The organism is Nocardia sp. NPDC004573 (assembly GCF_053602135.1).
Genome location: NZ_JBSGDA010000003.1, coordinates 13,724 through 27,117, shown reverse-complemented (window position 1 = coordinate 27,117; position 13,394 = coordinate 13,724). Strand labels below are relative to the sequence as shown.

The 13,394-nt window shown below is 70.6% G+C and carries 15 protein-coding genes; 11 read left to right on the top strand and 4 right to left on the bottom strand.

The genetic code is table 11. The features are described from left to right. Window positions 1-21 precede the first annotated feature (21 nt). The 4 genes from ACWEKR_RS05515 (at window position 22) to ACWEKR_RS05500 (ending at window position 4,264) form a co-directional block, all read left to right on the top strand. Entirely contained in the window at window positions 22-1,080 is a 1,059-nt protein-coding gene (locus ACWEKR_RS05515) for a Dyp-type peroxidase (RefSeq protein WP_452353465.1), read from the top strand. After that, window positions 1,077-1,877, top strand: a complete 801-nt coding sequence (locus tag ACWEKR_RS05510) for a family 1 encapsulin nanocompartment shell protein (RefSeq protein ID WP_159842813.1) — start codon at window positions 1,077-1,079, stop codon at window positions 1,875-1,877. The genes ACWEKR_RS05515 and ACWEKR_RS05510 overlap by 4 nt, the downstream gene beginning before the upstream one ends. A gap of 58 nt (window positions 1,878-1,935) precedes the next feature. Next, on the top strand, window positions 1,936-2,502 hold the full coding sequence (locus ACWEKR_RS05505) for a hypothetical protein (protein ID WP_452353464.1): 567 nt from the start codon (window positions 1,936-1,938) through the stop codon (window positions 2,500-2,502). A 73-nt stretch (window positions 2,503-2,575) separates the two neighbouring features. After that, complete coding sequence (locus ACWEKR_RS05500; protein WP_452353794.1) at window positions 2,576-4,264, top strand: TerD family protein; 1,689 nt, start codon at window positions 2,576-2,578, stop codon at window positions 4,262-4,264. A 3-nt stretch (window positions 4,265-4,267) separates the two neighbouring features. Here the strand turns inward: ACWEKR_RS05500 and ACWEKR_RS05495 are convergent, their stop codons facing one another. Beyond that, on the bottom strand, window positions 4,268-4,942 hold the full coding sequence (locus tag ACWEKR_RS05495; RefSeq protein ID WP_452353463.1) for a TetR/AcrR family transcriptional regulator: 675 nt from the start codon (window positions 4,940-4,942) through the stop codon (window positions 4,268-4,270). 220 nt (window positions 4,943-5,162) lie between these two features. On the opposite strand from ACWEKR_RS05495, the gene ACWEKR_RS05490 reads away from it, so the two are divergent. The 4 genes from ACWEKR_RS05490 (at window position 5,163) to ACWEKR_RS05475 (ending at window position 10,187) form a co-directional block, all read left to right on the top strand. Continuing rightward, complete coding sequence (locus tag ACWEKR_RS05490) at window positions 5,163-6,698, top strand: amino acid permease (RefSeq protein ID WP_452353462.1); 1,536 nt, start codon at window positions 5,163-5,165, stop codon at window positions 6,696-6,698. Window positions 6,699-6,769: 71 nt separating this feature from the next. Continuing rightward, on the top strand, window positions 6,770-7,522 hold the full coding sequence (locus tag ACWEKR_RS05485) for a DUF1989 domain-containing protein (protein WP_452353461.1): 753 nt from the start codon (window positions 6,770-6,772) through the stop codon (window positions 7,520-7,522). Next, window positions 7,519-8,133: an urea amidolyase associated protein UAAP2 gene (locus tag ACWEKR_RS05480; protein ID WP_452353460.1), complete on the top strand. Its 615-nt coding sequence runs from the start codon at window positions 7,519-7,521 to the stop codon at window positions 8,131-8,133. Before ACWEKR_RS05485 ends, ACWEKR_RS05480 begins: the two co-directional genes overlap by 4 nt. Beyond that, on the top strand, window positions 8,130-10,187 hold the full coding sequence (locus ACWEKR_RS05475; protein WP_452353459.1) for a 5-oxoprolinase/urea amidolyase family protein: 2,058 nt from the start codon (window positions 8,130-8,132) through the stop codon (window positions 10,185-10,187). Before ACWEKR_RS05480 ends, ACWEKR_RS05475 begins: the two co-directional genes overlap by 4 nt. A gap of 33 nt (window positions 10,188-10,220) precedes the next feature. Here ACWEKR_RS05475 and ACWEKR_RS05470 read toward each other — a convergent pair whose 3' ends face one another. Then, the gene (locus tag ACWEKR_RS05470; protein WP_159842799.1) at window positions 10,221-10,619 is read right to left on the bottom strand and encodes a RidA family protein; all 399 of its coding nucleotides are present in this window, start codon (window positions 10,617-10,619) and stop codon (window positions 10,221-10,223) included. Window positions 10,620-10,649: 30 nt separating this feature from the next. On the opposite strand from ACWEKR_RS05470, the gene ACWEKR_RS05465 reads away from it, so the two are divergent. After that, window positions 10,650-11,213 carry a CGNR zinc finger domain-containing protein gene (locus tag ACWEKR_RS05465; protein WP_195085572.1) on the top strand — a complete coding sequence of 188 codons (564 nt, stop codon included), beginning with the start codon at window positions 10,650-10,652 and terminating at the stop codon, window positions 11,211-11,213. Between the two features lie 95 nt (window positions 11,214-11,308). Then, window positions 11,309-12,085: an SDR family oxidoreductase gene (locus ACWEKR_RS05460; protein WP_452353458.1), complete on the top strand. Its 777-nt coding sequence runs from the start codon at window positions 11,309-11,311 to the stop codon at window positions 12,083-12,085. Here the strand turns inward: ACWEKR_RS05460 and ACWEKR_RS05455 are convergent. After that, window positions 12,046-12,489, bottom strand: coding sequence for a zinc-binding dehydrogenase (locus ACWEKR_RS05455; protein ID WP_452353457.1), 444 nt, complete (start codon window positions 12,487-12,489; stop codon window positions 12,046-12,048). The two genes, ACWEKR_RS05460 and ACWEKR_RS05455, sit on opposite strands and share 40 nt — an antisense overlap. Between ACWEKR_RS05455 and ACWEKR_RS05450 the strand changes: the two genes are divergently transcribed. Further along, the gene (locus tag ACWEKR_RS05450) at window positions 12,475-12,951 is read left to right on the top strand and encodes a TetR/AcrR family transcriptional regulator C-terminal domain-containing protein (protein ID WP_452353456.1); all 477 of its coding nucleotides are present in this window, start codon (window positions 12,475-12,477) and stop codon (window positions 12,949-12,951) included. The genes ACWEKR_RS05455 and ACWEKR_RS05450 overlap by 15 nt on opposite strands. Here the strand turns inward: ACWEKR_RS05450 and ACWEKR_RS05445 are convergent. Next, the gene (locus tag ACWEKR_RS05445; RefSeq protein ID WP_452353455.1) at window positions 12,863-13,336 is read right to left on the bottom strand and encodes a MarR family winged helix-turn-helix transcriptional regulator; all 474 of its coding nucleotides are present in this window, start codon (window positions 13,334-13,336) and stop codon (window positions 12,863-12,865) included. The two genes, ACWEKR_RS05450 and ACWEKR_RS05445, sit on opposite strands and share 89 nt — an antisense overlap. Window positions 13,337-13,394: the final 58 nt, after the last annotated feature.

Genomic DNA, 13,394 nt, shown 5'->3' with positions numbered 1-13,394 from the left:
CCGGGCGTTAGGGTGTCGATCATGGGTGAGCCGCAGCCGATCCTCGAACCGCTCACGCCGTCGGCGATCTTCTTGGTCGCCACGATCGACGAGGGCGGCGAAGCGGCAGTCCGCGACCTGCTCGCCGACATCACCGGTTTGCGCCGCTCGGTGGGCTTCCGGCTGCCCGGCGCGAACCTGACCTGTGTCGCCTCGATCGGCTCCGACGCCTGGGACCGGCTGTTCGCCGGGCCGAAACCCGCTGAGCTGCATCCGTTCCCCGGGTACGTCGGCGCCCGTCACACCGCGCCCGCGACACCGGGCGACCTGCTGTTCCACATCAAGTCCGAGGTCCAGGACGCCTGCTTCGAACTGGCCATGGCCATCGCCGACCGGCTGGCGGGCGCGGGGACGATCGTGGACGAGACCGTCGGCTTCCGCTACTTCGAACAGCGCGACCTGCTCGGTTTCGTGGACGGCACCGAGAACCCGGAGGGCCGCGCGGCCGCCGCGGCCGCGCTGGTGGGCGACGAGGATCCCGATTTCACCGGCGGCAGCTACGTGATCGTGCAGAAGTACACCCACCCGCTGGCGGACTGGCGGGCGCTGTCGGTCGAGGAGCAGGAGCGCGTGATCGGCCGCACCAAACTGGACGACTTCGAGCTCCCCGACGAGATCAAGCCCGCCGACTCGCACGTCGAGATGAACACGCTGATCGATCCGGACGGCACCGAGCGCCAGATCCTGCGCGGCAACATGCCCTTCGGCAGCGTGCGCGACGGCGTGTTCGGCACCTACTACATCGCCTACGCCGCCACGCCGAGCGTCACCGAACGCATGCTCACCCGCATGTTCCTCGGCACCGGCGAGGCCGCCTACGACCGCATCCTCGACTTCTCCGTCGCACACACCGGCACGTCGTTCTTCGCACCCACCGTCGATTTCCTCGACGACCTGCCGCCCGCACCGTGGGAGACGGCGGACGTCGCGGTGTCCGTGGACACCGACCGCGCCGGTCTCGCAAGTCCGCCCGGCACCGCCGCGCCCTCCGGCGACGGCGTCCTCGGTATCGGCTCGTTGAAAAGGAGCATCCGGTCATGAACAACCTCCATCGCGAACTCGCGCCGATCACCGCCGAGGCATGGGCGGCCATCGAGGAGGAGGCGACGCGCACGTTCAAGCGGCACATCGCGGGCCGTCGCGTCGTCGACCTGTCCGGGCCGCACGGCGTCGACTACTCCGCGGTGGGCACGGGGCGCACCACCCCGATCGACTCGCCCGATGCCGGGGTCTTCGCCCGTCAGCGGGTGGTCGCGCCGCTGGTCGAACTGCGCGTGCCGTTCACGCTCTCCCGCGAGGAACTCGACAACGTGGAGCGCGGCGCGCAGGACACCGACCTGGATCCGGTGAAGGACGCCGCGAAGAAGATCGCGTTCGCCGAGGACCGGGCGATCTTCGAGGGGTACCCGGCCGCGCACATCACCGGCATCCGGGCCGCCTCGTCCAACGAGCCGATCACGCTGCCCAGCGACACCCGGCTGGTGCCCGAGGCGATCGCGCAGGCGTTGAGCGCCCTGCGGCTGGCCGGCGTCGACGGACCGTATTCGGTGCTGCTCAGCGCCGATCTGTACACAGCGGTCAGCGAGACCTCCGACCACGGGCACATGATCCGCACGCACATCGAGCGGCTGATCCCGGAAGGGGAGATCATCTGGGCGCCCGCCATCGACGGCGCGATCGTGCTCACCACCCGTGGCGGCGACTTCGATCTGCGCATCGGCCAGGACCTGTCCATCGGCTACCTGTCGCACGACAGTACGTCGGTGCAGCTGTACTTCCAGCAGAGTCTGACGTTCCTGGTGTACACCGCCGAGGCCGCGGTCCCGCTGACCCTGTGACCGCCCCGGCCACATCTGGGAAACGACCAGATGTGCGCCGGTGCGCGGAGACGGTAGCGTGAGCCGGGAAATGCGGCACGGACAGGCAGGTGAGATGACAACGGTGCGGGCAGGTGTCGTCCCGACGCAGCGCGCAGCCCTGTACAGCGTGCTCGGCATCGTGGCGACCGTCGCCATCTGCGGCTCGTTCGTCGTGGCGTTCGGCGTGAATCGGGTATTCACCGGCCTGCTGGCCGGCGCCGTCGTCGGCATCGCCGTGCTGGCCGCGCTGTTCACCAGGGACGCCGTCGTGCTCACCGATCACGCCATCTACCGGCGCAAGCCGTGGACGGTGTCCAGCATTCCGTGGGACCGGGTGGTGGCCGGGCGATTCACCCTCGACGAGCGTGCCCGCTGGTCGCTGGCGCTGGATCTGTCCGGTGGCGACGAACCGCACGGCGAGCTGGTCCTGTTGTCCATCCCGCCGGTGGTCCGTCCGGTCGCGGGCGCTTACGACCTGCGTAAACGCGATCAGGTCATGGAGATCCGGGCGGTTCTGCGGCACAAGCGCGTTCCGGTGACCGTGCTTCCGCAGATCGCGGGGGCGTTGCAGGAACACTGGCAGATCGCGCCGCCGACGCACTGAGATCCCGGCCGCTCGGGAGCACGCGGATGCCGGACGCCGTGCGCCGGTATCGGTTACGTTGACAGACGTGTCCATGCCGAAGGGCGCCAACGTGCCCGTGCCGAGTTCCGCCGTCCGGATCGAAGTCGGCTGGCGGGGCGCGCCGGACGCCGACGCTTCCGCACTGCTCGTGGCGTCCGGGAAAGTGCGATCCGACACCGATTTCGTCTTCTACAACCAACCAGCCCACCCCTCCGGCGCCGTCCGGTACGAGGGCAAACGGCCCGGTTCGACGGTGCTGGATGTGCTGTTCGCGGACTTGACGCGGATCGAGCCGCAGATCGACGGCATCATCGTCGCCGCATCGACCGAGGGCGGCGCCGTCGGGCTGCTGGACGGGCTGTTCGTGCGAGTCGTCGAGGTGGGCAGCGAATCCGAGGTGGCCCGCTTCGACAGCATCGGCGCGACGAGCGAGACCGCGGTGGTGCTCGGCGAGCTGTACCGGCGCGACGGTGGGTGGAAGTTCCGCGCGGTGGGCCAGGGTTACACCTCCGGGCTGGCCGGGCTGGCCACCGACTACGGGATCTCGGTGGACGAAGCGCCCGCCCCGCCGCACGAGTACGCGCCACCCCCACCGCCGCCCGCGCCATCGCACGAGTTCACCCCGCCACCGCCGCCGACCGGGGCGGTGCCGCCGGAGCCGGGCCGCAGTCAGTCCGCGCTGCCACCGCTCACCCCCACGGCGGAACCGAACTTGCGCACTTCGCCGGAGGTTCCGCGAGCGGGCGGATTCGTCCCGCCTGAGGCAGGATCGGCCGATTCCGCACCGAGTCCCTCCGATCCTTCCGGCGCGTCCTGGCGAAGCCATGCGGCACCGCCGCACGGTCAGCACGCCCCGGCGGGCGGGTACCCGGCTCCCTCCGACTGGCCCGTGGCTCCGCAGTATCCGACGCCGGGCGGCTCCACGGCACCGCCGGACCACCCCACGCCACCGCCGGGCCAGTACACACCGTCGGCGGGTCGGTATGGGGCACCCCACATAAGCCCGCCTCCACCAGTCCGTTACGCGCCGCCCGGCCGGTACCCGGCGTCGGGGCAGTACCCGCCGGCTCGCATGCCCGCGCCTGCGGCGGGACAGCCGGTTCCGCCGGGCGGCAACGCTTCCGGGGCGCAACCTTCCGGACGACTCGCGCTGACGAGAGAGTCCCCCTCGGTGTCGCTGATCGCGCACGGCGCGAACTCCGGCATCATGCGGATCAATCTGAACTGGACCGCATCCGGCATCTCGGGTCCGGCCGCTTTGGATCTCGACCTGTGCTGTTTCTGGGAACTGGCGGATGGGCGCAAGGGGGACATCCGTCCGGTCGGCGATTTCGGATCGCTGGAGCGGCCGCCGTTCATTCGATTGGACGCGGACGACCGTTCCGGGGCGAGCGCCGCCGGGGAGAACCTGGAGCTCGATCTCGGTCACGCGGCCGCGTTCCGCCGAATCCTGATCTTCGCCACGCTGTACGACGGCGCGGACGACCTCCGGGGTATCCGGGTGACCGCGACACTGTACCCGGCGAGCGCCCCGCCGATCGAACTGAGCGTCGACGGTTGCGCGGACGGATCCCGGGACGTGGTGCTGGCGCTCGTCGAGAACACCGGTGCGGAACTGGTGGTACGCCGGGAGGGCCGCTTCGTCCCGCCGCCGTCGAACCGGCCGCGCTGGGGCGTGACCGAGGTCGACAAGGCATACGGCTGGGGGCTGGACTGGGTCCGGGGTACCGGCAAGTCCTGAGCTTCAGGAGGCCGGCGACGTGATCCGGTCCAGCAGCACGACCGCCTCGGCTCGCAGGGCGTCGAGATCGCCGGGCCAGCCGAGCGTGCGCAGCACCGCGGCCGGGATGGTCCGCTCCGCGTACTTCGGCGCGGCGCCCTCGTCCGAGCGGATGCCGATCACCGTCTCCACCAACCGGAACGGCAGCGATTCGGCGCCCGGCACGCTCGCCGCACTCCCCTCGGCCAGCACCTGCGCGGCCAAAGCCTCGTAATGTCCGCGCAATTCGTCGCGGCGCAGGCGGAACGCGGCGAAGCGCTCGGTCCGCAGTTCCGGCAGCAGGTACAGCGCACCCAGATTCCAGCGCGACGCGCACAACTGCCGCACGTCGAACAGCGCCAGCGCGTACAGGCGGACCGGCGCGGGCTCGCGCTGCGCGCGCAGCCGTTCGGCCAGCTCGATCGGCGCGGCCACGGTTTCGGCGAGCAACGCGTCGAGGATGTCGTCCTTGGCCGCGAAGTGGTGATACAGCGAGGCCTGACGGATGCCGACCGCGTCGGCGATCGCGCGGGTGGAGGTGTTGGCGTAGCCGTTGGTGGTGAACAGTTCGCCTGCGGCGTCGAGGATTTCGGCGCGCGGCGTGGATCCGCGTCGGCGGCGCTGTTCGACGCGCGGCCGTCCTGGACCGAGGTTTGCCACGGGCCCATTCTGGCAGGTCGGCGCGCGGACGCTCCGGTGCGGTCGGCGTCCGCTCGAGCACGGTGCGCGGCCCGGTGCGTTTTCTGTCACTTGATAGAAATAAGGGCAACACAGAAGTTACCGGGGGACGCGGAAGCGATACACGCAGGTCACCGAAAGAGCGATCGCGACCGCAAAACTATCGTCTGATAGTTATTGGTCGCACGCCGAAGGACCGCTCATGGCAACCACGCTCGCCCCGACCCCGCCGCCCGATCTCACCGGTGACAGCGCCGACCTCGCCCGGTTCGGCTACCAGCCCGTACTGCACCGCAAGCTCGGCCGCTACGCCTCCTTCGCGGCCGGCTTCTCCTTCGTCTCCATCCTGACCACGATCTTCCAGTTCTTCGGCTTCGGCTATTCGTTCGGCGGAGCCGCCTTCTTCTGGACCTGGCCGATCGTGTTCGCCGGACAGTTCCTCGTGGCGCTCAACTTCGCCGAACTGGCCGCGCGCTACCCGATCTCGGGGTGCATCTACCAATGGTCACGACGGCTGGGCGGTGAACTCGTCGGCTGGTTCGCGGGCTGGATGATGATCATCGCGCAGATCGTCACGGCCGCCGCGGCGGCGATCGCGCTCCAGGTGGTGCTGCCCTCGATCTGGAGCGGATTCCAGCTCGTCGGCGCGGACACCGCGCTCACCTCGCCGTCCGGCGCGACCAACGCCGTGCTGTTGGGCAGCATCCTGCTCGTGGTCACCACGCTGATCAACGTCCTCGGCATCGACCTGATGGCGCGGATCAATTCGATCGGCGTCACCGTGGAGATCGTCGGCGTGCTCGCGATCATCGCGCTGTTCTTCACCACCGCCGAGCGCGGACCCGGCGTGGTGCTGCGGACCGATCAGGCCGCGCCGGGTCCCTATTGGGCCGCGTTCCTGGTGTCCGGGCTCATGGCGGCCTATGTCATGGTCGGATTCGATTCCGCGGGCGAGCTTTCCGAGGAGACCAAGAACCCGCGCCGGGTCGCGCCCCGCACCATTCTCACCGCGCTGTCGATCTCGGCGCTGGGCGGCGGGCTGATGCTGCTGGGCGCGCTGATGGCCGCGCCGAGTCTGTCCGACGGCGCGCTGGCCTCCGACGGCCTCGCCTACGTGCTCACCGCGAAACTGGACAGCCCGGCGGGCAAGGTGCTGCTCGGCTGCGTGGCGGTCGCGATCACCGTGTGCACCTTGGCGATCCAGACCGCGGGCTCGCGGCTGATGTTCTCCATGGCGCGCGACGGCAAGCTGCCGTTCGCCGCCCGGCTCGCCGCGGTGCACCCGCGGTACGGCACGCCGGTGTTGCCCGCCGTCGTGATCGGCGTCCTCGGCATCGGCCTGCTGGTGCTCAATCTCGGCAACGCCGCGATCTTCGCGACGCTGGCGAGCGTCTGCATCGTGACGCTGTATCTGGCCTATCTGCTGGTGACGGTGCCACTGCTGGTCCGCCGGTTCACCGGTCTGCCCGACGCGGGCACCGACGCGCGGCTGTTCGGTCTGGGGCGGTTCGGTATTCCGGTCAACGCGCTCGCCGTGATCTGGGGCGTCGCGATGGTGGTGAACCTGGCCTGGCCACGGGCCGAGGTCTACACCCCGGACGGCGGCGGCTGGTGGATGCTCTGGGCCGCACCGCTTTTCGTGTCACTGGTGCTCACCATCGGTGTCCTGGTGCACCGGTTCGTGGTCGGCTGGTCGCGTCCGGTCGCGAACGCCGAACCCGCACCGCAACCGGCCTGAACGCCCGATGCGGCGGTGCCCTGCCCGCACCGCCGCCTACGCCGACGAACCAGCATCCGAAAGGACACACCGTGACAAGCACTGCGGACACCTCCGGCGCGCGAGCGCACGCACGGGCGCAGGCCGCGGCGGCGGCGATCGCGACACCCACGCTGCCCGCCGAGATCGACTCCGCGCGAATCACCTTCGCACAGCGGATCCCAGCGGGCGGATACGCGAACATCGCGCTCGGGCGCGGCACCCGCGTCCGCCTGTCCGATCCCGCCGGCGCGGCCTGCGCGCACCTGCTCCTGGTGCGCACCGACGCGCCATGGGAGCGCCTGAATGTCGCCGACACGGTCAAGGTGCCGTGGCAGGCGTACCTGGGCAGCGGTCATCCGCTGCTGTCGGACCAGGGCCGTGTGCTGGCCACCGTGCTCGCCGACACCTCCGGCCACCACGACGCACTCTGCGGGCCGACCGGCCGTGCCCGCCATTCGCTGCGCCTGGCCGGCGCCAAGCACGGCCTGGAACCCCGAGACATCGGGCCGACGGTCTCGTTCTTCCGCGGCGTGCGCGTGGAGCGCGACGGCGCCCTCGTCCCGACCGGCAGCGCCGCCGCGGGCTCCTCCGTCGATCTGCTCGTGCACCTGCCGGTCACCGTGCTGGTCGCCAACTCCACGCACCCGCTCGACGACCGGCCCGGGACGGACCTCGACGTCGTCGCGTGGACCGCGCCGGAAGACCTCGCCGCACCCGGCAGCGACGACCCGGAGTATCGGCGGGCCGTGCAGAACACCGAACAAGCGTGGGCGGCCGCCCTGACCCTGGAGGCAATCGCATGACCACGGCCCGCGCCATCGTGCTCGACGAAACCGTCCCCGCCCGCTCGCCGTGGTCGGCGGTGGTCCGGGCGGGCGAGTACCTGGAGATCATCGATCTGCACGGCAACCAGGCGGTGGACTGCCTGCTGTACTCGGCGGCCGACCACTCCGACCGCTACAGCGCCCAGGCCACCGTCACCGCGCAACGCAACATCTTCCTCACCGCCGGGAGCGTGCTGCTGACCGACGCGGGGACGGCGCTGATGACCGTGGTGGCCGACGAGGTCGGCAACCACGACACCATCGCGGGCGCCTGCTCGCAGGAGTCCAACACGTTGCGCTACGGGCACCACACCCGCCACCAGCACGCCTGCGTGGAGAACTTCCTCACCGAAGCCCTGCGCTGGGGCCTGGGCAAACGCGACCTGGTGTCCAACATCAACTGGTTCATGAACGTTCCGGTGGAGACGGACGGCACGCTGGGCATCGTGGACGGATTGTCCGCGCCGGGCAAGCGGGTCACGCTGCGCGCCGAGATCGACACGCTGGTGCTGGTCTCGAACTGCCCGCAGATCAACAACCCGTGCAACGGTTTCGAACCGACGCCGGTGCGCATGGTGGTGTCGCGATGACCGTCGCCGCACTACCGCTCGCCGCGACGGCGCAGCCCGAACCGGCGCGATCCGGTCGAGTCGAGGTGGTTCGTCCAGGCATGCTCACCACCGTGCAGGACTGGCCGGGGCGGGTCGGATACTGGCATGTCGGCGTGCCGCCGTCGGGACCCATGGACGATCTGTCCTTCCGTCTGGGCAATCGCGCGCTCGGCAACGAGGAGGGCGCCGCCGGACTGGAATGCACCCTCGGCGGCCCCGCGCTCCGGTTCACGGCGGCCACCTGGGTCTGCGTCACCGGAGCACCGGCGGAGGTGACCGTCGACGGTGTCGCGGTGGCGCAGTGGCGAACCGTGCGCGTGCCCGCGGGCGGCGTGCTGGACGTCGGCGCGGTGCGCGGGCCGGGCATGCGCTGCTACGTGCTCATCGCGGGCGGCATCGACGTGCCCGAATACCTCGGCAGCGCCGCCGCCTTCACCCTCGGCCGATTCGGCGGCGGCACCGGCGGCGCGCTGCGCACCGGCGCGTCGCTGGGGCTGGGCGTGCCCCACGGCCGGGTCGCCACCGCCGTGCCGATGGACGAACAACCCGTGCTCACCCGCCGCTGGGAACTCGCGGTCACCGAGGGTCCGCACGGCGCGCCGGAGTTCTTCACGCGCGCCGACTTCCAGACCGTCCTGGGCACCGACTACGAGGTGCACTTCAACTCCGACCGCACCGGCGTCCGGCTGATCGGGCCGAAGCCGGAATGGGCGCGCACCGACGGCGGCGAGGCGGGACTGCACCCGTCCAACATCCACGACACCCCGTATTCGGTCGGCGCGCTGGACTTCACCGGCGACACGCCCATCCTGCTGGGTCCGGACGGGCCGAGCCTCGGCGGCTTCGTCTGCCCGGTCACCGTTGTCGCGGCCGACCGCTGGAAGCTCGGTCAGCTGTCCCCCGGTGACCGCGTGCGGTTCGTCCCGGTGCGCGGCGACCGCGCCGCCTCGATCCGGGAACTCGGTCCCGCGCGCCGCGCCGGTTGGCCGACGGTGCTGTCCACAGGCGGCGACGGCGACGACGGGGTGCTGCGCCGCGCCGAGGCCGACGACGAGACCGCGGTGACCTACCGGCGCGCGGGCGACGACGGGGTGCTCGTCGAATACGGCGCCATGATGCTGGATCTCGGTTTGCGCGCCCGTGTGCACGCTCTGCACCAGCACCTGCTCGCCGCCGGGGTGCGCGGCGTGACCGAGCTGACCCCCGGCATCCGGTCGTTGCAGATCCGGGTCGACCCGCACGTGCTGTCGGTGCCCGTACTGCTCGAGCTGCTCGCCGAGTCGGAGGCGCAGCTGCCCGCCTCCGATCGGCTCGTGGTGCCCAGCCGGGTGGTCCATCTGCCGCTGTCCTGGGACGACCCGTCCACCCGCGAGGCGATCACCCGCTACATGCACGGTGTGCGCGCCGACGCGCCGTGGTGCCCATGGAACATCGAGTTCATCCGCCGCATGAACGGCTTGGCTTCCGTCTCCGACGTCTACGACACCGTGTTCGGGGCCGAGTACCTGGTTCTCGGCCTCGGCGATGTCTACCTCGGCGCGCCGGTGGCCACCCCCACCGATCCGCGGCACCGGCTGGTGACCACGAAGTACAACCCCGCCCGCACCTGGACGCCGGAGAACGCGGTCGGCATCGGCGGCGCGTATCTGTGCATCTACGGAATGGAGGGGCCGGGCGGCTATCAATTCGTCGGGCGCACCACCCAGGTGTGGAATCACCGGGCCGGTGCGGCGCCGGGAGTCTCCCCTGGCGCGGACCGTGCCGCGTCAGGAGCCGAAACACCCTGGCTGTTGCGTTATTTCGACCGCATCCGCTGGTATCCCGTCGAGGCGGAGGAACTCCTCGACCTGCGTGCCGATTTCGCGGCGGGCGACGTCCGGGTGCGGGCCGAGGACGGCGAATTCCGCCTGGCGGACTACCGGGCCTTTCTCGCCGAGAACGCCGCGTCCATCGAGTCGTTCCGCGCGAAGCAAGCCGAAGCCTTCACCGCCGAACGGAATTCCTGGCGCTCGGCGGGTGAATTGTCGGGGTGAGGTGCGAGCGCGGGTCGCGGTCGTTCACCTGGTTCAGGCCGGAACGGCGGCGACGGCTTCGATCTCGCACACGGCGCCCGGCACCGCGAACCCCGCCACCTGCACGACGGTGATCGCGGGCGGGTTCGGGCGGCCGCCCCACACCTCGCTGAACGCGGCGAATCCCTCCTGCATCGATTCGCCTTCGCGGACCAGGATGGTCCACTTCACCACGTGCTCGATCGACGCGCCCGCGGCGGCCAGGCAGGTCTGCAGATTGGCCAGGGCTCGGCGGGTCTGTTCGGCCACGCCGGGACCGACCACGCGACCGGTGGCGTCCACGCCGTTCTGTCCGCCCACGTAGATCGTGTCCGCCGCGGCCGACACCCGGACGACCTGGGTGAAAGCCGGGCTGCTGTGCAGAGTTTCGGGATTGATGTGCGTGATCGTCATGCGAGCACTGTAACCAGTTAAACTGGTGTCATGCAATCCCGCGCCAGCCTGCCCCCCGACCTGCGCCGCCGCTTCCGCACCGGACGCGCCGCCCTCGATCTGGTGCACACCGGAGGCGAGGGCGAGCTGGCGGCGTGGGAGATCGTGCACACCGTCGCGGACCTACGCCGCTTCCTGGGGGTGATCCTCGAACTGGACGAGCCGGCCGCCGCCGAATCGGATCTGGCGACGATGCGGACCCTGCGGGCCGCGATCACCAGCGCGGCGTACGGCTTGGCCGCCGGAACAGCGTTGCGCCCGGCGGACGTCGCGGCGATCAACGCCGTAGCCGCGCAGCCCCCGCTGATCCCGGAACTGCGGACCGACCGCAGCGCGGGCTATGCGCGACCGACGGCGGCCGCGGCGTTGTCCACGCTCGCCCGGGACGCCGTCGACCTGTTCTCCGGCCCGCTGTCCGGTCGCATCCGCGTCTGCGCCGCCGACGACTGCGGCCTGCTGTTCGTCGACGCGTCGCGTCCCGGCCGCCGCCGCTGGTGCTCGATGGACCGCTGCGGCAACCTCAGCAAGGTCCGCCGCTACCGCGGGCAGGACTGACCCGCGCCACGAGTGTCACAGTCCGTACCCGCACGTCGTCGTCTCGATGACGGCGATGGGAACACCCATCGGCACCGACGAGATCGGAGACAGTCATGACCGCGAAGGTTCTGGTCACCGGCGGCACCGGCACCCTGGGCCGCGAGGTGCTGCCCCTGCTCCGCGAAGCGGGCGCCGACGTGCGCGTGCTGAGCCGCACCGAACGCCCCGCGCACGACGGCGTCGAATTCGTCGCGGGAGACCTGCTGCGGGACAAGGGCGTCGATGCGGCGGTGGCAGGCGTGGGCACCATCTTGCACCTGGCGGGCGACGCGAAAGGCGACGACGTGGCCACCGCGAACCTGCTGCGGGCGGCGTCGGCCGCCGGTGTCGGGCACATCGTCTACATCTCGGTGACCGCCGCGGAGCTGCTTCCGCTGACCTACTTCCGCGCGAAGTTCGCCGCCGAGCAGGCCGTGGCCGCGTCGGGCATCCCCTACACCACGCTGCGCGCGGCGCAGTTCCACGACTTCGTGCCGAAGCTGGTGGACACGATGCTGAAATCGCCGGTGCTGCCGATCCTCGGCGGGGTGCGCCTGCAGCCGGTGCATGTGCGCGAGGTGGCGGCGCGGCTGGCCGAGCTGACGGTGGGCGCGCCCGCCGGGCGGGTGGCGGATCTGGTCGGACCCGAGACCATCGGCATGCGCGAGCTGGTCCGGGACTATCTGGCCACGCTGGGCAAGAAGCGCGCGCTGCTGACCATGCCGTTGCCGGGCAAGGCGGGCCGGGTGTACCGCGCGGGCGAGAACCTGATCACCGACGGAGCCGATGTCGGCAAGCTGACCTGGGCTTATTACCTCGCCGAGCGAGCAGGCGCGGTCCGGGCAGGATGATCGTGGACAACGATCACCGTCTTTCCCTGGGCGTGTCCGTCGGCGACGTGGCCCACCGCCGCGGCGGCCGCGACCAGGGGATGGCGGCGTTCGATCACCGGGCGCAGCTTTCCCTCGGCGGCGAGCCCGGCCAGGAACTCGAGATCCGCCCGGCGCGGCCGCATGAGCAGAGGCCGCATGGTCTGCCTCACCACCAGGCCGGTCAGCATCACCTTGGCGACCCACACCAATGGTCCGACCCAGTCTCCGCCGGGCGCCCCCGCCGAGGAGACGAAGACGCCTTCCGGCGCGAGCACCCGGCGGCAGGCGGTCAGCGCTCGATTGCCCACCAGATCGAGTAGCACGTCGTAGCGGCCCGGCTCGCGCGTGAAATCCGCGGTGGTGTAGAGGTGCTGCTGCGCCATCCATGGGCGACCGGGCTGATCGGCACCAGGGTCAACGTCGGCCCGGCCATGCTGCGCTACATCGACGCCACCGTCGGCTGCCTGCGCGAGGCGGGTTTCTCGCTGCCCGAAGCAGACCGCGCCTGGAACGCGCTGGACAGTCACCTCTACGGCTTCACCTTGCAGGAGTTGAACTTTCCGCTGCAACCGGCCGAATACTCCTCCGCCGCCCAACAGTTCTTACCGCTCATCCCCGCCGCGGAGTATCCGCACATGAACGCGCTCGCTCAGCTGGTGATCGACGGAAAGCACTCGGGTATCGCCGATCGGGTTCGGCCTGGAACTGATCCTGGACGGCCTGGAACGACTGCTCACCGAGAAACCGGACTGACACTCAGTCCACCCGGAACGTCGCCTCCGGATTGGAGGTGTCCCGCACGATGCGCAACGCCTCGGACAACGCGGCGAGCTGCTCGGGCGTGAGCAACCCGATGAGCCAGTGGTCGACGGCGGCGAGATAGTCCGGCAGCACCTGCGCGAGCCGCGCCGCGCCCGCTTCGGTGAGCACCGCGTAGGCGCCACGCCGGTCCCCGGGATCCAGCTCGCGCACCACCAGCTCGCCGCGCGCCAGGCGATCGACCAGCCGGGTGACGCCGCTGGTGGACAGCGCGGTCTGCACCGCCAGTTCCGACATGCGCAGCCGTCGCCCCGGCGAACGGCTCAGCCGCAGTAGCGCATTCACATCCAGCCCGGACAGGCCGTGCGCCTTCCACACCGGCTCCAGCTTGGCGACCACGCCGGCGTACGCCTCGAAGAACAGGCCCATCGTCGTCAGACGCGGATCGTCGAACAGCTCGTTCACGTCCATGCGGCGAATCTACCCGGATTGTTGCCGCGCGGATAGTTGACACGAGGAATATGTTGGG